The following is a 20777-nucleotide window of genomic DNA, read 5'->3' as shown; positions in this document are numbered from 1 at the left end:
ACTGCCGCTGGTACCCGATCGGCTCCGTCGCAAGCCCGACTCGCGGCCTCAACCGTCAGCCGCCGAGGCGAAAGGCCGGGCTTGCGCGTCCGGGAGGAGTATGTGATCAGATCTACCGATGCGTACCCCCCACATACCGACGCATCAAGCCGTCCAGTCCGACGCGCCTACCCCGAAACCGGTTCCCCCCACCCCCAGCGCGTACGACGAACTGGCCTCACCGGCGGACGATCCGCTGGAGGACTTCCTCACCGAGGACAGCTCACCGGGCCCGCGAGTCTGCGGCGCGTGACGGTAGGGGAGGACGGCATCCACGCCGACGTCCGTGGCGCCGGCCTGCTCCTGGGACGCTGAGGACGCCGTACCGCCGCTCCGGGGCGCCCTGACCGTACTCATCCATCGACGACGCGGTGGCGGCCGTCGGCCGCCGCCAGTGCCTCGGCCGCCCGGTGCCGGTTGGCACGCAGACGACGGAGGTAGGACCGGGCCATGGGGCCCGGGGGAACGCCCCGGGCGAAGGCCCGCATGTTGCGCTCGCCCGCGTTGTAGCCCAGGGCGAGGAGTTCGTCCCGGGTGCAGCGGCGCGTGTGCCGCGTCGGCAGACCGCGGTCGAGGTCCTTCAGGTGCAGGGCCGCCGCGTGGATGGCCAGCGTCGGGTCGTCGCGCAGCTCCTCCCACCGGTATGCCAGGCCGTGCGCACGTCGTACCCGCTCGAACGTCGCCCGGTGCATGTTGGCGACGCCGAAGGACGCCTCCGGCTTCCACCACTGCCACAGCCGCTCCAGCAGCGGATGGTGCGGCTTGTACGCCTCGTTGTGCAGGACGGACATCAACAGCACCGGTGACACGCCCGCCTCCTCGGCGCTGCGCACCACGGAGGCGGCGTAGTCGGCCGGATCGTAGGCGCCCGGCCGCAGCGGCGGGGTCGGGGCGCTGCCGCGGCCGACCGGTGCCGGTCCCTGTTCCCTCGTCACGGTCGCTTCCTCGGTCATGCTCCGCCCGCTCTCCCCGGTGATGTGCCGGCGGCGCGGTGAACTCACCCGCGCCCGCCTCCGTGAGCTGCTCGTGCCCGCACGCGGAAGCGTCAATCCGCCGTCCTGGCCCGGACCCCCGGCTTCCCACCCGCCCCGGGCGCGTCGCCCGCTCCCGCGCCCACGTCCACGATGTCTGCCCGCCCGTGCCCCCTCTCGCGAGCGCGTCACCACGGCCGCACCGGTCCGCTCGGACGCCGGCGCCTGGGTGTCCGCCCACAAGCGCGCACAGACCGCCCTGCCCCACCCGGGCAGGGCACCGTCCCTGGCGCCGCCCGCCGGCCGCCGGGCCGTCCGTCCCGGACCGTCGGACGGACGGCCCGGCCACGCGTCTCACTGTCCTTCCGGGGGGTCTCCGGCGGGGGTGTCGCTCGTCTCCGTCTGCCGTCGCATCCGGGGCAGTTCCTGCCGCGCGTCGGCTCCCCCACCGTGCTCCCCCGGGGGCGCCGACACGACCACGATCTCGTCCTCGGCCGCCCACACGCGTCGTTCGGACTTGCCGGGGCACAGCCGGACGCCGTCGTCGCCGCGCCCGGCGTGCGAGGCGTACGCGGTCTGCGCGGTCTGCGCGGTCTGCGCGGTCTGCGCGGTCTGCGCGGTCTGCGCGGTCTGCGCGGTCTGCGCGGTCTGCGTGGTGTACGGGGTTTGCGAGGCGTGCGCGCGATAGCCGATCGCGCATTCGCCGCGCCGTAGCGCGGCGGCCACCACCGTCGCGAAGGATGCCGCCCGGCCGGGCAGCACGTACTGCCCGGCCGGGCGAAGGCCAAGGGCGCCGCCCCGGGTGGCGAACAGCTCCTCGAACACGGGCGCGAGCGCGGGGTTCTGAGAGAGCTGGGCCATCAGCAAGGCGGTCAGTTCCCCTCGGACGACCGCGTCGGCGGCCCTGCCCAGCGGGGCCAGGGCCCGGCTGCGGTGATCGCACAGCTCGGCCACGACCGGCAGGGCACGCCCCGACTCCTCCTCCTGTGACCGCAGGATCAGCAGGGTGAGCAGGGTCCGGTCGTCGGGCCGCCGCACACCGGTCCCGCAGTCCGGTCCCAGCACGATGACGCTGTCGTAGCCGACCGCGTCGAAGGTGCGCAGGGTCTCGGGGCGGGCGAGGTCCCCGACGTGACAGGTGATGTCGAGTCGTCCGGAGTCCTCGGGGCGTTCGGGCGGTGTCCGTACCGCACCGTCGTCCGGCTCGGTGACCACGTCGAGGACGGAGCCCGGGCGGGCGGTCCGGCGCAAGAGGTCCACGATCAGCGGTGCCCGGCGGTTCCAGCCCAGCAACAGCACGCGTGAGGGGCCCTCGGCGCCGGGCCCCGGCGGGGCGAAGGCGGTCGCGTCGACGAGTTCACCGCGGCCGGCCGGCGATTCGGCCGTGTCGTCGTGGGCCACGACGACCAGTCGGTCTCCGGCCCCGAGCACGGTCCCCCGACCGGGGGTGAGCAGGGCATGGCCGTCGGCGCGCAGCACACCCACCACACATGCGGACTCGAAGCGCAACGCGATCTCGCCGAAGGACAGCCCCGCCGCATCCCGGGCCTCGAAGATGTGGAACTCGGCCCCGGCGACGTCTAGGAGGTCCCGCAGGACGGCCGAGAGCCCCGGGCGGCGTGCCGACTGCACGAGCAGTCGCGCCGTCGTCAGGTCCGTCTCCAGCACCACGCCCCGTGAGCCGGCCGCCAGGCGCGCCGCGGGCAGATAGCGGCGGTCCCGCACGGCGGCCACCACAGGCGGTCCGGTTCCCGTACCGACCAGGGGCCGCAGTGCCAGCAGGGTCCGGACCACCTCCAGGTCGGCGTCGGGTCCCTCGGCCGGCAGCACGAGTACCGAACCCGCCGAACCCGGCGCGACCAGGGCCAGGGCCGCGGGGTCCGTCAGCGATCCCGTTCGGCAGACCAGCCGGTTCCGCAGCTCACCCAGCGTGGCGGCGAACGCCTCCTCCATCTCGGGCGTGTCCCGCTCGGCGAGCACCGCCACGACCCCGCGTCCCCGGCCGGCCCGCGCCGCGGCCAGCTCGGCGACGACCGTGAAGATCTGCTCCGACCAGCCGAGCACCACCGCGTGCCCGCGCTCCAGCACGGTGGAACGGCCCCGCCGCAGCTCCGCCAGCCGATCACCGAGGCCCGTGGTGATCACCCCCACCAGGGTCGACACGCACAGCAGGGCGATCAGGCCGAGCAGCACGGAGAGCAGCATCCGCGGCGGTGCGCCGGTCGCGACGCCCAGGCGCAGGGTCTCCGCACTGGTGCGCCACACCGCCGTGAGCCGGCCGGACAGCGAGCGCGGCGCGTGCGGGTCCATCCACACGAGCAGGGCACTGACCGGCACGACGATCATGAGACAGCCCAGGGCCAGCCAGCTCAGCAGCGTCCCCGTACTGCGGGCCAGCCGTCTGTCGAACACGTAGCGCGCCCGGTCCCCTAACGAAGTCTGCCGCCGTCCCACCCCATCAGCCCCCTGACGTCCGCTCACGGTCTTCCGTGTCCCAGCGTGTTGTCCGGTCGCTCCCGACACGCCGTGCCACCGGGGTATTCATCCGTTCGGGAGGGCCCGGCGCGACCGTCGGCGCGGGGAGCGCGCGCCCGCGATGCCGGGCATTCGTTCCCCCGCGGGCCCGAGGCGCCACGAGCAGGTGCGGTGGAATCGCCGGACGCGGGTACCGGCAGGGCGATGTGACAGGGCTCCGGGGAGGGTGACGATGGGTTCGGTAAGCCAGTTGCGACGGCTGAGGGCGGTGTACGTCTGCGGTGTGGTGGCCTGGACATGCTGTCTGCTGCTGGGCCTGATACGGGGTGACGGCTCGGCCCGGCAGACGGTGGTGCTGCTGGGCCTGCTCGCCGTCTTCCTCGTCCTGCTGCTGTGGTCGACCTGGTGCCTCTGGGAGGCCGGAGCGCGCCCCTGCGCCGACCGGGCGGCGGAGGGAGGGGTGGGCGCGGGCGTCGACGGGGTCTAGCGGACCGCGCGAACCGACGGGGCCCTTCCGGCCGGGCGGCGGCGTGCACGCAACCGCGGGGGGGTATCCGCATTTCTCAGCCAGCGGTGAAAGGAGAAGACTCGTGCACCCACGGAAAGACGCGCCCGCCCCGGAGATCGGACCGCTCGCCCCCGGCACCGGACAACGCGACCAGTTACGCAGTCGCGTCTCGGACATCGCGTGGACCTGCCTGTGCGTGGTGCTGGCGGTCTGGGCGGTGCTGGAGTCCGTCGGCTCCGCGCTCGGTTCCGCGCGATGGGCCTACGGCGGTGTGGCCTGGGTCCTGCTGGCCGCGGCACTCGGGGTGCGGGTGGCGGCCGCCCGCCGCCGGGCGCGGTCCGTCCCCGGGGGCCGGTGATGCGGGGCCTGCGGCTCCTCCTCGCCCGGCATCTGTGGTTGCAGCTGGTCCTCTCCGTTCTCGTCGCCAGTGCCCTCATCATGCTGCTGTTCCCGGGGCGTTCCGTCCTGTCCGTTCTGGTGCGCACCGCGGTCATGTCCGTGGGAGCGGTCGCCGTGGTGCTCAACCGGCGGCGCAACGAGAAACGGGCCGCCGGCGGCTCGACGGACGATGTCGTGGCGCTGGACGACAAGTTGCGGCGCAGTGAGGTTCCTTCGGCCCCGGAGGAACGCAGGGCCATGGGCGACCTCGTGGCACAGCGCCTCCACCGTATGCGCCACCGGGTGGCGGCCCTGGTCGGCCTCGCGGTGCTCTTCACCGCCGTCACCGTGCTGATGGTGCTGACCGGCACGGTTCGTCAGGCCATCGGCTTCGCGGTGCTCACCGTCGTCTTCATCGGCTGGAACATCCACCGCAGCAATCTCCAGCACCGACGCCTGTGCGCCATGGAGGGCGCGTTGCGCGGCCGGAGCCCCGCGCCCGCACCCCGGTAGCGACGACACGTGGCTGCCCGTTCCACCCGGGCAGCCACGTCTTCGACGTGTGCTCAGCGAGCCGTCCCCGCACCACCTCTTCGCCGTCGCGGGAGGTGTTCACCTGGACCGCACTCTTCTGAGACACGTGAGGGGATGTCCGTGCCGCCGCGTCCGCCGAGCGGTCGGACTTCCGTGCGGCTGTGGCCAGATTAGCCATCTGACAGGTCGTCGAACGCCGCGATACTCGGGCTGGGCGATTCGCCCTCCCCTTCACCACTTCGGAGGCCACCGATGTCTCAGACCAGTGTGCACACCGCCGCAGTGCTCGAAGCCTGGCTGTCGGGCGCGGAGAGCGCGTACGGCCAGCTCAACCCTGCCGGGCCGCTGTACGTCGGCGGGGCCGCCGCCGAGGCCGCGCTCACCGATCCGAGCGACTCCCTGTACGGCTTCTGCTCCAGCCCGAGCGGGTCGCGCGGCAGCTGGTGCTGCTGACCTCTCGCCCGCCCACCGGTGACGGCGCGCGTCCGCCGCACCGGTAGCTCGTCCCGCGGGGAACCGCGCGCCTTGCCCATCCCGTCCGCTCCGCGCACCGGAGCGGCCGCACCGGGCTGTTCGCGCTGTTCCCCGCGTTGTCTTCGCTACGCGCCGGAACAGGCGCGTACCACGTCTGGAGCAGGGAGGGTGGAAGGTGAGCGAGTCGGCACCGGACAGAGCAGAGCAGGCGGAATGGTTCGCCGGGCCCGTACGCGGCATCGCCCGGCCGTGGCGCGAGGGCCTGGCCCGGCGTCTCGCGGCCGTGCACGCCCTGGACCGGGCGGAGCGGGACGTACTGCTGGAGGCGGGCCACACCGCACTGCTCAACTCGCTGCACGCCAAGCTCACCCGTCTGTTCCTCATGGAGCTGCACGCGTTCCGTATGGCGCAGGGCGTCGATCCTCGAGCCGGGTCCGGTGCGGCAGAAGCGGACACGGGCGTGTGGGCCGCGTTCATCGAACAGGCCGGTGCGGAGGGGTACCTCGACAAGCTGGCCGGCCGCTACCCCGCTGTCGGCCCGCGGATCAGCAGGGTGGCACGGATGTCCGTCGCGGCCACGGCCGGATTCGCCGAGCGGCTCGCCGCCGACCGTGCGTCGCTGGCGCCGTTGCTCGGTGGCGGGTCCCCGGGCCGGATCCGTGCCGTGACGTTCGGGGCGGGTGACAGTCATCAGGGCGGTCTGACCGTCACCCGGGTCGACCTCGCCGGCGGTACAGTCATGTACAAGCCACGTCCGTCCGAGGCGGACGTCGCTCTCGGCGGACTGCTGGAGGAACTGTTCGCGGATCTCCCCGGGGCCCCGGCACCGCACGAACGGATCCGGGTGCCATGTACGCTTCCGCGCGAAGGCTACGGCTGGGCCGAGTTCGTCCGCCACCGCTACTGCGCCGATGACACGGAACTCGCCGTCTTCTACCGGAACATGGGGCACTGGCTGGCCGTCCTCCGGTTCACCGGCGGCACCGACATGCACGCCGAGAACATGATCGCGGACGGCCCGGTACCGGTGATCGTGGACGCCGAGACGCTCTTCGACGCCCCCGCGCCCTTCCCGCCCAGCGGCCGGGGTGACGCGGTGGACGTGGCGGCAGCGGCCATCCGGCGCACAGTGCTGCGCACCGGTCTGCTGCCCGTGCGCGGCACCGGATTCGCGCTGGGCGGCGTGGACATCTCCGGTGTGGGGGCGCTGCCCGGCCAGCAGCCACTGATCCCCAACCCGGTGGTCGCGGACGGCGGCACCGCGGCGGCCCGCTTCCAGGTGGACATGGTGGCGATGCCGACCGCGGGCAACCACCCCAGCCCCGCGCCCGTGCTGAGCGCCTACTGGGACCGGATCCTGGCCGGCTTCCGCGAGATGACCGCGCACCTGCGCCGGCCCGCCGTGGACCCCGTCCGGTTGCTCCGTCGTTTCGAGGGGACCCGGGCCCGGCGGATCCTGCGGCCGACCCAGGCGTACGTCGACATCGGCCGGATGCTGTGGCACCCGGCGTCGCTGCACGACGAGGACGCGGCCGTGGAGCGGGCCCGGGACATACTGCGGCGCAATGCGCAGGTGCTGCCGGGCGCGCCGACGGACCGGGAGGCCATCGACGGCGAGATCGCCGGCCTGCTGGTGGGTGACGTGCCGATGTCGGGCTTCACGGTGGACCTGACGGCCGTACGGCGGACGGCCGAGGACTGGCACACCGCCGACTTCGCGCTGGAGGAGTCGGTGATCCAGGACGCCCTGGTGGGCGCGTACCTGAACGAGCGTTCGCTGCCCGCGCGGGTACGGACCGCCGCCGTGGAGCCGCACGCCCGTGACCGGGAGCGGCGCCGGCGGCGGCTGGCCGCGCGGATGGTGCGCCGGCTGTGCGACGGGGCGGTACGCGGCGCGGACGGCACGGTCACCTGGATCAGCCCGGTGTTCACGCCGGCGGGCTGGTCCATCAGGGTGCTGCCCGCCGACCTGTACACGGGGCAGGGCGGGGTGGCCCTGGTGCTCGCGGAGTACCTCCGCGAGGTCCGGGCCGGCCGGGCGGACGAGGTGGCAGGTGCCGCCGAGACCTTCGACGGCGCGCTGCGCGTGCTGATCAGCACCGAGGAGCGGACGCCCACCCCCTCCGCGGGGGCGTTCAGCGGCGCCGCGTCGCAGGTGTGGACGTGGCTGGCGCTGCACCGGGTGCTCGGGGAGGAGTGGCCGCTCGACCGGGCCGCCGGACGGGCCGCGCTGCTCGAAGGGCGCCTCGTCGACGACGACGTCGAGGTGGACCTTCTCAACGGCGCGGCCGGTGGCATCGTCCCGCTGCTCGGCCTTGCCGCGGCGACCGGACGCGACCGCTGGCTGGCCGCCGCCGCGCACATCGGCCGCCGGCTGGCCCAGCGGGTCACCGTCGACGCACAGGGGGCCCGCTGGACGACCCGCCTCAACCCGGAAGGAATCGGCGGCTTCGCGCACGGCGCCACCGGCATCGGCTGGGCGCTGGCCCGGCTGGCGCTGAGCGAGGCGGGTTCGACGGCGGACCGGCGTGCCTGGCACCGCCTCGCCGAACGGGCCTTCGCTTTCCAGGAGTCCCTGTGGCAGCCCGGCCAGGGCAACTGGCTCGACGTCCGCGTCGGCGCCGAGGAGGACTTCTTCACCAGCTGGTGCCACGGCAGCGCCGGCATCGGTATCGGCATGCTCGACCTCCATCGCCGCGCGGGCGATCCCGCCCACCTCGACATCGCTCACCGGGCCGCCCGCGCCTGCGCCGCGGAGGGGTTCGGCTGGAGCCACACGCTGTGCCACGGCGACCTCGGCCTCTGGCAGTTCCTCACGACGCTGGGGTTCGGTGACCCGGACGGCCTCGACGGCGAGATCCTCACCGGTCTGGAACAACGCGGTCCGGTCGGCGGTCTGGCCCGCGAGGCGTTCTCTCCCAGCCTGATGTCGGGGCTCTCGGGAGTCGTGCACAGCCTTCTGCGCATGCACCGGGAGGCGTCCCTGCCCGATCCCCTGCTCCTCGACTGACCGGCCCCGGCCGGCGGCGCCCCCGGGCGGGCCCCTCAGTCGTCGACGGGCACGACCCTCAGCACCTTCCCCTGGGGATCCGCCTGGAGGTAGCCGCTCTGCTGGTAGGCGTTGGACAGGTACACGGACATCCCGGCGGGAGTACCGAAGTCCTTGTCCGGCAGGTTCAGGAGCAGGTAGCGCGAGGTCGCCCTGCCGACGTTCAGCTTCTTCCCGGCCTCGCGCAGCAGGACCGGCACGGCGTCCCAGTCGAACCCGTCGAGGGTGACGGGCGTGGAACCACTGGTCAGCGCACCGCTGATGATCCCCTTCGTCACGCCCTGCCCGGGGCGGTAGGTGTAGGTGTCGTACCGGGTGTCGCTGCCCTTCACCATCAACTCGGCGTCGACGTACTGCGGATACACCGTGAGGTCTCCGAAACGGTCGCGGCCGGTCTCCTTCGTGAGCGCCGCGACGGCGGTGCGGATGCCGGCCGGGGTCAGCAGGTCCGTCTCGTCCGCCTCCGCCTTCCCGGCGGGCGAGGCGGACTTCCCGGCCGGCGAGGCGGAGACCGGGGCCGGTGCGCCCGATCGGGCCGTCCCGGTGGAGGCATCCGCGGAATGCGACGGTCCGGACGCATCGGTGTCCTGGGTGCCCCCGTCCGGCCGCAGCGTCCATATGAGGGTGCCGGCCAGCGCCACTCCCGCGACCGGCAGGCTCACCAGCGTCCGGCGCCGGCGGGGGCTGCGGCGTACGGCCACGGTCGTGCCCGGTGGACGCACGTCCTCGGGTCCCGGTGCGACCGTGTGCGCGGGGTGGGCGTCGTACCGCTCCGCGGGCATCGCCGGTGCCGGACCGAAGCCCTGCGTCACCGGCCCCGAGCCCGGGGCCGGCACGGCGGGCGCCGCCGTGCGGTCGCCGACGACCGGTCCGAAGGCCGTCGTCGTCCGGTTGCCGGCCGCCGGCACCGCGGGGGGTGGCGGCAACGGGCAGGAGGTGGGTGTCCCGGCCGCGCGGGCCGCGGCTTCCAGCATCCGCTCCAGCTCCGGGGCGTCGGGCCGGGCCTCGGGATCGCGGACGAGGACGCGCAGCAGCACCTCCGTCAGCGCGCCGGCCCGGGCCGGTGGCGGGATGTCGTCGCTCAGGACGGCGGCGAGCGTCGCCAGCGTGGTGCCCCGGCGCAGTGGGTGACGGCCCTCCACCGCCGTGTACAGCATCATCCCCAGCGACCACAGGTCCGAGGCCGGGCCGCCGTCGTGGCCGGAGACGCGTTCCGGAGCCATGTAGTCGGGCGTGCCGATCACCGAGCCGGTGGCGGTGAGGGCGGTCGACTCCCGCACCGCCGCGATGCCGAAGTCGGTGAGCACCGGACGGCCGTCGGGACGCAGCAGGACGTTGGCCGGCTTCACGTCGCGGTGCTGGATGCCGGCCTCGTGCGCCGCCCGCAGTGCGGCGAGCACCTCGCGCCCGGTCAGCGCCGCCTCCCGGGGGTCCATCGGCCCGCGGGCGAGGCGGTCGGCCAGGGAGCCGCCGGTGACGAGCTCCATGACGAGCCAGGGGTAGGTTCCCGGGCCGCCGTCCACGATGTGATGGATGGTCACCACGTTGGGGTGGTCGACCCGGGCCAGGGCACGCGCCTCCCGCAGGACCCGCTCCCGCAGCATGCGCGCGGCCTCCGGGTCGTACTCGGCGAGGCCCGGGTCGGGCGGCCGGACCTCCTTGACGGCCACGCTCCGGTGCAGCACCAGATCCCGGGCCAGCCAGACCGTGCCCATGCCGCCGCCCCCGAGCCGTCTCTCCAGCTGGAACCGCCCGTCGACAACCCGTCTGCCGCTGGTGTCGCTGCCCGCTTCGCTCATGCGCGGGAGCTTAGTTGCCGCCTCGGACAGCGGACGCACGGGCTTCCCGGCCGCACGGGCCCGGCGGTCGTGGCCCGGCCGGACCGGCGGTGAAGGGGGCGTCCCGATCCCTTGACTGCCCCCGGCAACTCTCGTACGTTGCGACCGCATTATCCGATTGAATCGTTTCAATACGCTTCCTCCGTCGCCCAGCCGAGCCGTCCCGCTTCACCCGACCCGTGTGAAGGAGTTCTCCGTTGGCCCGTCAGACCCCTCCCCCCGCCCCCGGCTCGCCCACCCCCCACGACCGTCCCGCGGTCAGCCGGCGCCACTTCCTCGGCACGGGCTCGGCCCTCACCGCGGGCGCCCTCACCGCCGGAGTCACGGGCACGCTCACCGGCCGCGCCCAGGCGGCCGCCGGCACCCTCCGAGCGGATCCCGTCAGCCTGTCCCCGGCCCGCTGGATCTGGTACCCGGAAGGGGATCCGGCCGCTGACGCACCCGTGGGACACCGCTACTTCCGCACGACGTTCACCGCCGCCGAAGGCGACGTGTCCGACGCTCAGCTCGTCGTCACCGGCGACGACACGGTCGACGTGTGGCTCAACGGGGAGTTCCTGGCGGCCTCCCCCAGAGTGGCGCACTCCTGGCGCAACGCCCTGTACGTGGACCTGCGGCCCGCTGTGCGGCCGGGCACCAACACCATCGCGCTGGCGTGCCGCAACCAGGGCGGACCGGCCGGCGTCATCGGACGGGTGCGCGTCCTGACCTCCGGCGGCACCACCGATGTCGTCACCGACGCCCGCTGGTCGGCGGGCAGAGAGGTACCCGAAGGCTGGGAGCAGCCCGACTCCGGCGACGGCGGCTGGCCGGCCGCCCGGGACCTCGGCGCCTACGGGAGCGCTCCCTGGTACACCGCGGTCGCCGCTCCCGACCTCGCGACGGCGTCGCCGCTGAGCGTGGCCGCCTGCACCGTGGAGCACCGTGCCGACCCGCTGGGCGTCGACGCCGCACGGCCCCGGTTCGGCTGGAAGCTGGACTCGACGGCACCGCAGCAGCGGCAGGGCGGCTACCAGATCCAGGTCTCGTCCACCGCCGAGGGCACCGGCGACCTGTGGGACAGCGGCCGTGTCCCCTCCGGCCGGCAGCTCGACATCCCCTACGCGGGCCAGGGCCTGGCGAGCCTGACCCGTTACTTCTGGCGCGTACGCGTGTGGGACGCCCAAGGCCGCGTGGGCTCCTGGAGTGCGCCCCGGTGGTTCGAGACCGGACTGCTGTCGGGGACGGACGAGTGGCGGGCCGCGTTCATCGGCCGGGCCCCGGGGCCGGACCTGTCGGGGGCCGGATGGATCTGGTACCCCGAGGGCGATCCCGCGGGTGGCCGGCCCGCCGAGACCCGTTACTTCCGGCGCACCTTCACGCTGACCGGCGCGCCGGCCGCCGCGACCCTGGTCGTCACGGGGGACGACACCGCGGACGTCTGGGTCAACGGAGCCCTGGTGAGCGCCTCGCCGCGGGCCACCGACTCGTGGAAGAGCGCCGCGGCGGTGGATGTCACCGCCCACCTCACCAGCGGCGCCAACACGGTGGCCATCGCGAGCCGGAACACCAGCCAGTCCCCCGCCGGGGTCATCGCCAGGCTCACGGTGCCGGGCGGCCCGACCCTGGTCACCGACGCGACGTGGAAGTCGTACCAGGACGCGCCCAGCGGCTGGCAGCGTTCCGGATTCGACGACGGGGCCTGGCCGGCCGCGCGCGTGGTCGCGTCGTACGGCGGTGGCCCGTGGGGCTCCGGCGTGCACGTCGTCAGGCCCGCGCCGCTGCTGCGCAAGAGCTTCACCGTGCGCGGCCCGGTGGCCTCGGCCAGGCTGCTGACGACCGCGCTCGGCCTCCACGAGACCCGGCTCAACGGCGCGAAGGTCGGCGACCAGGTGCTGGCTCCGGGCTGGACCGATTACACCAAACGCCTTCAGTACCAGGTCTTCGACGTCACCACCCGGATCCGGCAGGGCACGAACGCCCTCGGCGCCTGGCTGGGCAACGGCTGGTACTCGGGCAGCCTGGGCTTCGCCGGCAGCCAGCGGTACGGCACACAGCCGTGGTACGCCGCGCAGCTGCTCATCACCTTCGCCGACGGCACCACCCAGCAGGTGCGGACCGACGGCAGCTGGAGAACCAGCACCGGCGCGATCACGGCGGACGACCTGTACAACGGCGAGAGCTACGACGCGCGGCTGCACATCGCCGGCTGGGACGCCGCCGACTTCGACGACAACGACTGGCCGGCCGTGGCGGTCCGGGACGGGGCCGTCCCCCGCATGGTCGCCCAGGTCGACGACGGAGTGACCGTCCAGCAGGAGTTCCACCCGGTGAAGATCACCCAGCCCAAACCGGGGGTGTGGATCCTCGACCTCGGGCAGAACTTCACCGGCTGGAACCGCGTGGCGCTTCGCGGCGGGGAAGGCACCACGGTGACCGTCCGCCACGGGGAGGTACTCAACCCCGACGGCACCCTCTACACCGCCAATCTGCGCGCCGCCCAGGCCACGGACCGGTTCACCCTCGCCGGCACCGGGGACATCGAGACGTACGAGCCACGTTTCACGGTCCACGGCTACCGGTACGCCGAACTCACCGGTCTGCCGGACGGCTTCACCCCCGACGAGGACACCGTCACCGGTCGCGCGGTGTGGACCGGCGCCGCGCGGCCGGGCACCTTCCGGACCTCCGACTCGCTGATCAACCAGCTCCAGCACAACATCGTGTGGGGCGAACGCGGCAACATGCTCTCCATCCCGACCGACTGCCCCCAGCGGGACGAGCGCCTGGGCTGGACCGGGGACATCGCCGCCTTCTGCGCGACGTCCACCTTCAACCTGGACACCCACGCCTTCCTCGCCAAGTTCACCGACGACCTGACGGACGCCCAGCAGGCCGACGGCGCCTTCACCGATGTCGCTCCCACGGTGATCAGCGGTGCCGGCACGGCGGGCTGGGGCGACGCGGGAACGATCATCCCGTACACGCTGTGGCAGCGATTCGGCGACCTCGGCGTCGTCGACCGGCACTTCCCGGCGATGGCGAAGTGGGTGGACTATCTGCGCGCCACCGCCGGCAGTGACCTGTTACGCGACCGGCAGACCTTCGGCGACTGGCTCAACGTCAACGACAACACGGCACAGGACCTCATCTGCACGGCCTACTTCGCCTGGTCGGCGCGGCTGGTCGCCCGCATGGCCGCGGCCACGGACCGGCCGGCCGAAGCCGTGTCGTACGGGCGCCTAGCCGACCGGGTGGCCGCGGCCTTCACCACGCGATTCGTCGCGGGCGACGGCACCGTGCGCGGCAACACCCAGACCGGTTACGTCCTGGCCCTGGCGTTCGGGCTGCTCCCGGCGTCCCTGGTGCAGCCGGCCGCGGACAAGCTGGCCGCCGAAGTCGCCGCGGCCGACGGGCACCTCAGCGTGGGCTTCCTCGGCGTCGAGAACCTGCTGCCCGTGCTGGCCGAGCACGGCCATGCCGACACCGCGTACCGCGTGCTGCTGCAACGCGGCTTCCCCGGCTGGGGGTACATGATCGCGCACGGTGCCACGACGATCTGGGAGCGCTGGGACGGCATACGCGCCGACGGCTCGTTCAACGACCCGGGCATGAACTCGTTCAACCACTACGGTCTCGGCTCGGTCGGCGACTTCCTCTACCGCCACGTCGGCGGACTCGGCCCGGCGCGCCCCGGGTACGCGGCCCTGCGCATAGCGCCCCGGCCCGGCGGTGGGCTGACCTCCGCCGAGAGCACCTACGACACGCCGTACGGCGGCGCGGCGAGCAGCTGGTCCGTCGCCGGGACGCAGCTGACGCTGCGTGTGACGGTGCCCGTCAACACCGTCGCCACGGTCACGGTCCCCACCTCACGGCCGCAGTCGGTCGCGGCCCCCGCACAGGCCGTGCCGGCGGGTGCGGCGAGCTACCACCTGCCCGCGGGCAGCCACACCTTCACCGCACCGGTCTGACCTGGCCCGGCCGAGCGGCGCGTCCGCGGCGTCTCCGCTGCCCACGACGCGCCGACAACCGCTGCGGCGGTGCCGCCTGCACCGTGAGCCAGGCCGCGTGGTCGGGCGCCGGCCGGCCGTCGTCGAGGGGGCCGCTCGACAGCAGGACCGAGGTGTGGGCGGGCAGCCGGTATGCGCCGAGAAGGGGACCGAGGAAGCCAGCCGTCAGGACGCCGGCAGGAGAACACCGGGATTGAGGATGCCGGCCGGGTCCAGGGCCTTCTTGGCGGCCGACAGCGCGGCGGCGAAGGGGCCGGGACGCTGTCGGTCGTACCAGGGACGGTGGTCGCGGCCGACCGCGTGATGGTGGGTGATCGTGCCCCCGGACGTCTCGATCGCCTCCGACACGGCGGCCTTGATGTGGTCCCACTGCGCCACCATGCTGCCCCAGCGGCCGGGTGCGTAGACGCCGAAGTACGGCGCGGGCCCGTCCGGGTAGACGTGGGTGAACCGGCAGGTGACCACCCCTGTCCCGGTGGTCTCGCGGATGGCCTGTCGCGCGGCCTCGGTGACCGCGCGGTGGAGCGTGTCGAAGGTGTCCCAGGTGCAGGCCGTCTCGAAGGTCTCGGCGATGACCGCATGACGGGCCAGCGCGTCCCGCTGGTAGGGCATCCGCAGGAACGACGAGCGCCACGTCTCGGCGACGGATCCACCGGCCGCACCCTCGCTCGGCGCGGTGCCCGAAGTCCCGCCGGATGCCGCGCGGGTGTCGGCGGACGGCTCTCCGCCGTGGTCGCGGCACAGTTCCAGGGCCCGTTCCATACTGCGCTCCACCGGATGGTCGGCGGACTCGAAGCCGAGGACGAGTGTCCCGCCGCCCACGCTCACGCCCGCGTTGATCAGCGACTCGGCCGCGTCCAGGAGTCGGCAGTTCGCCGGGTTCAGGCCGCTCTGCGCGATCGCCCGGGTGGCGGCCACCGCCGCCCTGTGGTCACCGAACCGCACCGAGGCCCTGGCGCGCCACCGGGGGCGTTCCTGAAGGCGCATCCACGCCTCGGTGATGACGCCCAGCGTTCCCTCGCTGCCCAGGAAGAGCCGGTCCGGTGACGGCCCCGCGCCGGATCCCGGCAGCCGTCGCGACGCGCTGACCCCGCTCGGTGTGACCACCCGCATCGACTCGACGAGGTCGTCGATGTGCGTGTACAGCGTCGCGTAGTGGCCGCCCGCACGCGTGGCGAGCCAGCCACCGAGCGTGGAGAACTCGAACGACTGCGGAAAATGACGCAGGGTCAGGCCGTGCGGCCTGAGCTGGTTCTCCAGGTGCGGGCCGAACACGCCGGACTGGATCCGCGCGGCCCGGCTCGTCCCGTCGACCTCCAGGACCCGGTCCATGCTCTCCAGATCCATGGTGACGACGGCGCGGTGGTCCGCGCACCGCGGCTCCACGCCGCCGACCACCGAACTGCCGCCCCCGAACGGGATCACGGCGACGCCCTCACGGCCGCACCAGTCGAGGAGGTCGGTCACGTCGCGCTCGTCGCGGGGCCGCGCGACCAGGTCCGGTACATGGCGCAGGTCCCCTTGCAGGTTGCGCACCACGTCCCGGAACGCCTTGCCGTGCGCGTGCGCGGCACGGTCGGCCGGTTCGGCGGAGCACAGGGCGGCGAGCGAGGCGGGTGCGGTCACCCGGGGAGCGGGGAGGCCGAGCGAGGCGATGCCCGGCGGCTCGTGATCGGTCGGTTCGCCCGGCACCAGCATCCGCACGCGGTCCAGCAGCGCCCGCAGTTCGGCTCCGCCCACCGCGTCCTCGACGTTCCCCCAGCCCCACCACGACCGCGCCATGACGCCGCACCCCTCTGAATTGACCATTGGGTAAATTACCAATAGGTCATATGGTGGGGTACGCTGGCCCTCATGGGCAAGGCCGGAACGAAGGGTGTCTCCCGCGCGGACCGGGAGCGGCAGATCATCGACATGGCCGTGGAGGAGTTCGGCACACACGGCTACGCCGGGGTGTCGGTCGTCGCCGTCGCGCGGCGCGCGGGCATCTCCAAACCCCTGGTCTACAGCTACTTCGACTCCAAGGACGGCCTGTACCTCGCCTGCGTCCATCGGGTCGGCGCCCTGCTGGTGGACGCCGTGGCCGCCGCCCGGTCCCGCAGCGGGTCGGCGGACCACGCGCTGGACACCCTCCACGCGATCTTCACCACGGTCGAGCAGCACCGGCATGCCTGGTCCGTCCTCTACGATCCCGCCCTGCCGCCGATCCGTGAGCTGCGTGACGCCGCGTGCCTCTACCGTGGGCGCCTCGCCGCCATGGGCGCCGCGGGTGCCGCCCAGCTCCTCACCCGTGCCGGACACGACGACCCGCTCGACCATCAACTCCTCAACGACGTCTGGCAGTACGCCGTGACCGCCGTCATGCGCTGGTGGTCGGACCGGCCGGAGCAGAGTGCGGCCGAGATGACGGCCCGCTGCGCACGCCTCCTCAGCGCACTGGGCGCGGGCTGACCGTTGCTCGTGTCTCCTCACCGCGCCGGGCGTCGGCCGGCCTCCGCGCTCGCCTGCTCGATACACCGTCCGCCGACCGACCCGTTCTGTACCGTTATGCGCGGGTCGTGACGCGCACGGCAGCAAGGGCAGGAGGTCCGGTTCATGACGAGTTCGCCCACCGGCGGGTCGGCGCCCGAGGAGGGCCGCTACGGCGAGGACCTGTTCGCGCCGGAACACCCGCGGGAAGCCGAGCGGATCGACGCCGCCGCACTGGTCTTCGATCCGGTGACCACGCGCCGGCTACGGGCCCTGGGCGCCGGGCCGGGCAGCCGCTGCCTGGAGGTCGGCGCCGGTACCGGCACGGTGGCACGGTGGCTGCTGGACGAGGCAGGCGTCGACGAGGTGGTCGCCCTGGACCGGGACACCGCCCGACTGAACGCCCTCGCGGGGCCGCGGCTGCGGGTGATCACCGCCGATCTCACCGACGAGGCCCTGCGACCCGGCGGCTTCGACCTCATCCACGCACGGTTCGTCCTCATGCACCTCCCCCAGCGCCGCCGGATCGTCACACGGCTCGCGAAGTGGCTCAACCCGGGGGGCTGGCTGGTGCTCGGCGATGCCCTGGAGGTGCCGGACCCCACGGACTCCACTTCCGCGTACCGGCGCACCATGGACGCCATGTGGCAGGCGCTGCGGTCGACGATCGGCACCGACATCTCCTCCGTCCCGGCATACCCGCACTTCCTGCGAGAGGAGGGCCTGCGCGACGTCGCCGCGGAACTGGTCGGCCCGCCGCTCGTGGCCGGCAGCCCCCTGGCCCTCTTCTGGGCCGAGACATGGCGCCGGATGCGCCCCGCTCTGGAGGAGACCGGCCTGGTGGACGCCGTGGTCATCGACGAGGCACTCGCGTACCTGGCCTCGCCCCGGCTCGCCGAACTCGGTCCCGGCATGGCGATGGCCTGGGGACGGCGCGGCTGACGCCACGACACGGCGGGCGTCAGCCGCGCACGGCACTTTCTTAGAAGTCTCTTATCCCGCGTCACCACAGTGGCCGGCCATGAGGACGAGGAAGATCAGGAAGACCAGGAAGAAGATCATCGCGCTGAGCGGTGCGCTCACGGTGGTCGGTGTGGTCGGCACTGCCACCGCCTTCGGCACCGGCACGGACGCCCGTCGGCAGGTCGAAGCGCACGGGGACCAGGTCACCGTGCCCCTCGCCGGAGGACGAGCGGTGGTCGACGCGGCGACCCTGGCCGTACACGCCCGCGCCGACGACGGCCGCACCTGGCAGCTCTCCGCGCCCGCGGCCGGCGGACTCGGCGCCGCCGGGAAGGTGTCGGTACGCGACGGCAAGGCGACCTGGCAGTACGCGGCGAAGGGATTCACGGTCACCGCGTCCGCGCGTGACGGACGGCTGGCCGTGTCCGTGCACTCGGCCCGGCAGTCCACCCTGACCTGGCCGGTGACCGGCGCCGACCCGGCCACCAGAGACGTGCAGTTTCCGCGCGGTGAGGGACTGTCGGTGCCGGTCGCCGACCGGTGGTGGAACTCGCCGGGTGCGGGACTCGCGGGCTCGGAGGCGGGCATGGCCGACGGCCTCACCATGCCGTTCTGGGGCACGAGCCTGTCGGGCGGGCACGGCGCGAGCTACATCGCCGAGTCCGACATCGGGACCACGCTGAAGTTCGTCTCCGCCGGTGGCCGGCTGCACACCGAGACCGAGCACGCCTTCTCGCCGCAGGAGGGCACCACGGACTACAAGATCACGTTCGCCCTCACCGACGGCTCACCGGTGGCCGCGGCCCGCGACTACCGCGCCTGGCTGGCCGCCCACGGCGGCATCACCACCCTGCGGGAGAAGATCGCGCGCAATCCCGAGGCCGGCAAGCTGGTGGGTGCCTTCCACGCGTACACCTGGGGCCAGGCGCGGACCGCCGAGGGCGTACGCCGGCTGCGGCAGCTCGGCATCGACCGCATGTGGCTCGGCTACGACGCCGACGGCTCCCCCATGCACACCGAGGCGACGAGCGCGGCCGAGCGGTCCGGCTACCTCGTGGGACCCTACGACTCCTGGGCCAACGCCCAGGATCCCCGGTCCGCCGACACCTCGGTGTCGAAGTGGCCCGCCCCGGTGTGGCCGGACGCCTGCGTACACGGAGCCGACGGCAAGCCGGTCACCGGCTTCGGCGGCCGCGGCTGCTACGTCAGTTCCGAGGCGCTGCGGCGGGCCGAGCCCTCCCGGCACCATCTCGCCGACCGCACCCGGGAGATGACCGCGAACGGCGCCGACAGCTACTTCCTCGACGTCGACGCCGCCGGTGAGCTGTTCACCGACCACACCCCGGCGCATCCGATGACCAAAACCCAGGACCGCCGCAACCGGCTGGAGCGCATGGCCCGGCTGTCCGGCGACCGCGAGCTGGTGCTCGGTTCGGAGAACGCCGGATCGTGGGCGAACGGCGTGCTGTCCTTCAGCCACGGCTCCGGCACTCCGGTCACCGACCGGTTGTGGGCGCTGGAGAGGGACCGTACGACGTGGGGCGGTTACACGCCCGCCGGAGCCCCCGGGATCTTCTTCAAGCCGGTGCGCCTGCCCGACGACGTCGCCAAGGCGATGTACGACCCGAGGTACCGGGTGCCGCTCTACCAGACGGTGCTGCACGACTCCGTGATCAGCACCGAGCGCTGGGAGCTGCCGTGGTCGAAGCTGCCGGACCAGAGCCGCACCCGCGCGCTGTTGGCGATGCTCTACAACGTGCCCCTCAACCTCGTGCTCGACCAGAGCGAACTCGACCGTCACGGTGAGCGGATCGCGCGGCTCCAGAAGTACTTCGCGCCTCTGCACAAGGCGGCGGCGACCGAGCCGATGACCGGCTTCCGTCCGCTGACGCCGGACCGCCGGGTGCAGCGGACCACCTTCGGCGACGGCGTGCTGACCGTGACCGCCAATTTCTCCGCCGTCTCCCACGACGGCCTGCCCGGCGGGTGCGTCTCGGCGGTGGTCAGGGGCGGCAGGGCCCAGCGGCTGTGTCCGGCCGCCCTGTGACGAGCCGGTACACCGGACCGCGGGTGCCCCACGGCTCGGGTTCCTCGGGGGGCCGCGCACGCGCCAGCCATTGCCGGTACGCCGGAGCCTCGCGGGCCACCGCCCAGTAAGCCTCCTCCAACTCGGGGTAGACGTCGTCCAGTTCCGCCTCCGTACGGGCGGCCAGCAGCAGCCGTACCCCTATCGGATCGCCTTTCAGGGGGCGGATCGCGCAATCGGGCCGGGGATGGGCCGTCGGCTGGCTGACCGTGACCACCTCGCCGATGGCGGCCAGCGAGTACGCGGTGAGGTAGTCGCCGTGCAGGATCTCGGGATCCAGGCCCGCCGCGCGGAGCACCCGGCACAGGGCGGCCCACTCGCCGTCGACCGTGGAGTCGACCATCCAGCGGTCGTCGGCGAGGTCCGTCAGGCTCACCTCCCGCCGCGACGCCGCCGGATGGTCCGCGGCGAGCGTGACGAACTGCGGTTCGCGCTCGACGAGTACGCGCAGACTGAGGCCCGGCGGAATGCGCAGCGGACTGCCCTCGACCTCGTGCACGAAGGCCATGTCGAGCCGGCCCGCGGCCACCATGCCCAGCAGCGCGTTGCCGGACACGCCCATGTGCAGCGCCGGCTCGATCCGCGGTACCCGCGCCCTCAGCAGCCGGAGCCAGCCCGGGATGGCCCGGCTCGCCGTGGCACCGATGCGCAGCTGAAACCCGCCGGCGGCACGGGCCGCGGCGGCCCTGGTCTCGGTCACGATCGCCGCGAACTCCGCCACCAGCGGCCTGGCCCGGCACAGCACGGCCAGCCCCATCGGGGTCGGTCGGCAGCCGGTCCGGGCGCGCACGAAGAGCTGGGCCCCGAGCGCGCGCTCGATCCGCCGCAGCTGCGTGCTCAACGACGGCTGTGCCAGGCCGAGTTCCCGCGCCGCTTTGTGCAGGCTGCCGGTGTCGGCGATGGCGCAGAGAACGCGCAGGTGCCTCACCTCCAACTCCATGGAGGGAGCGTAGGACGGCGCGGGACACCACACCAGATGTTCAAGTTGCAACGAAAGCGGACGA

Annotated in this window: 15 protein-coding genes; 10 read left to right on the top strand and 5 right to left on the bottom strand. The window is 73.4% G+C overall.

Annotated features, from left to right (window positions below; genetic code table 11):
* The first annotated feature begins 118 nt into the window (after nt 1-118).
* Nucleotides 119-292, top strand: coding sequence for a hypothetical protein (locus tag ACIGYR_RS06460; RefSeq protein ID WP_399601858.1), 174 nt, complete (start codon nt 119-121; stop codon nt 290-292).
* A 100-nt stretch (nt 293-392) separates the two neighbouring features.
* On the opposite strand, the gene ACIGYR_RS06455 is transcribed toward ACIGYR_RS06460, so the two are convergent.
* Both ACIGYR_RS06455 and ACIGYR_RS06450 read right to left on the bottom strand, forming a co-directional pair.
* On the bottom strand, nt 393-992 hold the full coding sequence (locus ACIGYR_RS06455) for a transglycosylase SLT domain-containing protein (protein ID WP_399601856.1): 600 nt from the start codon (nt 990-992) through the stop codon (nt 393-395).
* Nucleotides 993-1364: 372 nt separating this feature from the next.
* Nucleotides 1365-3422, bottom strand: a complete 2058-nt coding sequence (locus ACIGYR_RS06450; RefSeq protein WP_399601854.1) for an NAD-binding lipoprotein — start codon at nt 3420-3422, stop codon at nt 1365-1367.
* Between the two features lie 295 nt (nt 3423-3717).
* Here ACIGYR_RS06450 and ACIGYR_RS06445 point away from each other — a divergent pair, with 295 nt between their 5' ends.
* The 5 genes from ACIGYR_RS06445 (at nt 3718) to ACIGYR_RS06425 (ending at nt 8389) form a co-directional block, all read left to right on the top strand.
* Nucleotides 3718-3972 (top strand): hypothetical protein, encoded by a 255-nt coding sequence (locus tag ACIGYR_RS06445; protein WP_399601851.1) that lies wholly within the window; start codon nt 3718-3720, stop codon nt 3970-3972.
* 103 nt (nt 3973-4075) lie between these two features.
* Nucleotides 4076-4351, top strand: a complete 276-nt coding sequence (locus ACIGYR_RS06440) for a hypothetical protein (protein WP_391837205.1) — start codon at nt 4076-4078, stop codon at nt 4349-4351.
* The gene (locus ACIGYR_RS06435) at nt 4351-4884 is read left to right on the top strand and encodes a hypothetical protein (RefSeq protein ID WP_399601847.1); all 534 of its coding nucleotides are present in this window, start codon (nt 4351-4353) and stop codon (nt 4882-4884) included. Before ACIGYR_RS06440 ends, ACIGYR_RS06435 begins: the two co-directional genes overlap by 1 nt.
* A 273-nt stretch (nt 4885-5157) precedes the next feature.
* Nucleotides 5158-5358 carry a DUF6229 family protein gene (locus ACIGYR_RS06430; protein WP_391837208.1) on the top strand — a complete coding sequence of 67 codons (201 nt, stop codon included), beginning with the start codon at nt 5158-5160 and terminating at the stop codon, nt 5356-5358.
* Between the two features lie 196 nt (nt 5359-5554).
* Complete coding sequence (locus ACIGYR_RS06425; RefSeq protein WP_399601845.1) at nt 5555-8389, top strand: type 2 lanthipeptide synthetase LanM family protein; 2835 nt, start codon at nt 5555-5557, stop codon at nt 8387-8389.
* A 35-nt stretch (nt 8390-8424) separates the two neighbouring features.
* Here ACIGYR_RS06425 and ACIGYR_RS06420 read toward each other — a convergent pair whose 3' ends face one another.
* Nucleotides 8425-10227 carry a protein kinase gene (locus ACIGYR_RS06420; protein WP_399601842.1) on the bottom strand — a complete coding sequence of 601 codons (1803 nt, stop codon included), beginning with the start codon at nt 10225-10227 and terminating at the stop codon, nt 8425-8427.
* A 236-nt stretch (nt 10228-10463) separates the two neighbouring features.
* On the opposite strand from ACIGYR_RS06420, the gene ACIGYR_RS06415 reads away from it, so the two are divergent.
* Nucleotides 10464-14216, top strand: a complete 3753-nt coding sequence (locus ACIGYR_RS06415; protein WP_399601839.1) for a family 78 glycoside hydrolase catalytic domain — start codon at nt 10464-10466, stop codon at nt 14214-14216.
* Nucleotides 14217-14420: 204 nt separating this feature from the next.
* Here ACIGYR_RS06415 and ACIGYR_RS06410 read toward each other — a convergent pair whose 3' ends face one another.
* Complete coding sequence (locus ACIGYR_RS06410) at nt 14421-16037, bottom strand: FAD-binding oxidoreductase (RefSeq protein WP_399601836.1); 1617 nt, start codon at nt 16035-16037, stop codon at nt 14421-14423.
* A 72-nt stretch (nt 16038-16109) separates the two neighbouring features.
* Here ACIGYR_RS06410 and ACIGYR_RS06405 point away from each other — a divergent pair, with 72 nt between their 5' ends.
* The 3 genes from ACIGYR_RS06405 to ACIGYR_RS06395 all read left to right on the top strand — a co-directional run bounded on the left by ACIGYR_RS06405 (nt 16110) and on the right by ACIGYR_RS06395 (nt 19734).
* Complete coding sequence (locus ACIGYR_RS06405) at nt 16110-16706, top strand: TetR/AcrR family transcriptional regulator (protein WP_399601833.1); 597 nt, start codon at nt 16110-16112, stop codon at nt 16704-16706.
* A 144-nt stretch (nt 16707-16850) separates the two neighbouring features.
* On the top strand, nt 16851-17666 hold the full coding sequence (locus ACIGYR_RS06400; protein ID WP_399601830.1) for a class I SAM-dependent methyltransferase: 816 nt from the start codon (nt 16851-16853) through the stop codon (nt 17664-17666).
* A 79-nt stretch (nt 17667-17745) separates the two neighbouring features.
* Nucleotides 17746-19734 carry a glycoside hydrolase gene (locus tag ACIGYR_RS06395; RefSeq protein ID WP_399601829.1) on the top strand — a complete coding sequence of 663 codons (1989 nt, stop codon included), beginning with the start codon at nt 17746-17748 and terminating at the stop codon, nt 19732-19734.
* On the opposite strand, the gene ACIGYR_RS06390 is transcribed toward ACIGYR_RS06395, so the two are convergent.
* Nucleotides 19691-20713: a LysR family transcriptional regulator gene (locus ACIGYR_RS06390; RefSeq protein WP_399601827.1), complete on the bottom strand. Its 1023-nt coding sequence runs from the start codon at nt 20711-20713 to the stop codon at nt 19691-19693. The genes ACIGYR_RS06395 and ACIGYR_RS06390 overlap by 44 nt on opposite strands.
* Nucleotides 20714-20777: the final 64 nt, after the last annotated feature.

The organism is Streptomyces sp. NPDC053076 (assembly GCF_044546845.1).
Classification (GTDB): Bacteria; Actinomycetota; Actinomycetes; order Streptomycetales; family Streptomycetaceae; genus Streptomyces.
This window is presented reverse-complemented; position numbering and strand designations above follow the sequence as displayed.

Coding starts and splice junctions, on each gene's coding strand:
- ACIGYR_RS06430 (WP_391837208.1), top strand. CDS start 5,158: ATGTCTCAGACCAGTGTGCACACCGCCGCAGTGCTCGAAGCCTGGCTG.
- ACIGYR_RS06410 (WP_399601836.1), bottom strand. CDS start 16,037: ATGGCGCGGTCGTGGTGGGGCTGGGGGAACGTCGAGGACGCGGTGGGC.
- ACIGYR_RS06405 (WP_399601833.1), top strand. CDS start 16,110: ATGGGCAAGGCCGGAACGAAGGGTGTCTCCCGCGCGGACCGGGAGCGG.
- ACIGYR_RS06435 (WP_399601847.1), top strand. CDS start 4,351: ATGCGGGGCCTGCGGCTCCTCCTCGCCCGGCATCTGTGGTTGCAGCTG.
- ACIGYR_RS06395 (WP_399601829.1), top strand. CDS start 17,746: ATGAGGACGAGGAAGATCAGGAAGACCAGGAAGAAGATCATCGCGCTG.
- ACIGYR_RS06460 (WP_399601858.1), top strand. CDS start 119: ATGCGTACCCCCCACATACCGACGCATCAAGCCGTCCAGTCCGACGCG.
- ACIGYR_RS06445 (WP_399601851.1), top strand. CDS start 3,718: ATGGGTTCGGTAAGCCAGTTGCGACGGCTGAGGGCGGTGTACGTCTGC.
- ACIGYR_RS06390 (WP_399601827.1), bottom strand. CDS start 20,713: ATGGAGTTGGAGGTGAGGCACCTGCGCGTTCTCTGCGCCATCGCCGAC.
- ACIGYR_RS06420 (WP_399601842.1), bottom strand. CDS start 10,227: ATGAGCGAAGCGGGCAGCGACACCAGCGGCAGACGGGTTGTCGACGGG.
- ACIGYR_RS06455 (WP_399601856.1), bottom strand. CDS start 992: ATGACCGAGGAAGCGACCGTGACGAGGGAACAGGGACCGGCACCGGTC.
- ACIGYR_RS06400 (WP_399601830.1), top strand. CDS start 16,851: ATGACGAGTTCGCCCACCGGCGGGTCGGCGCCCGAGGAGGGCCGCTAC.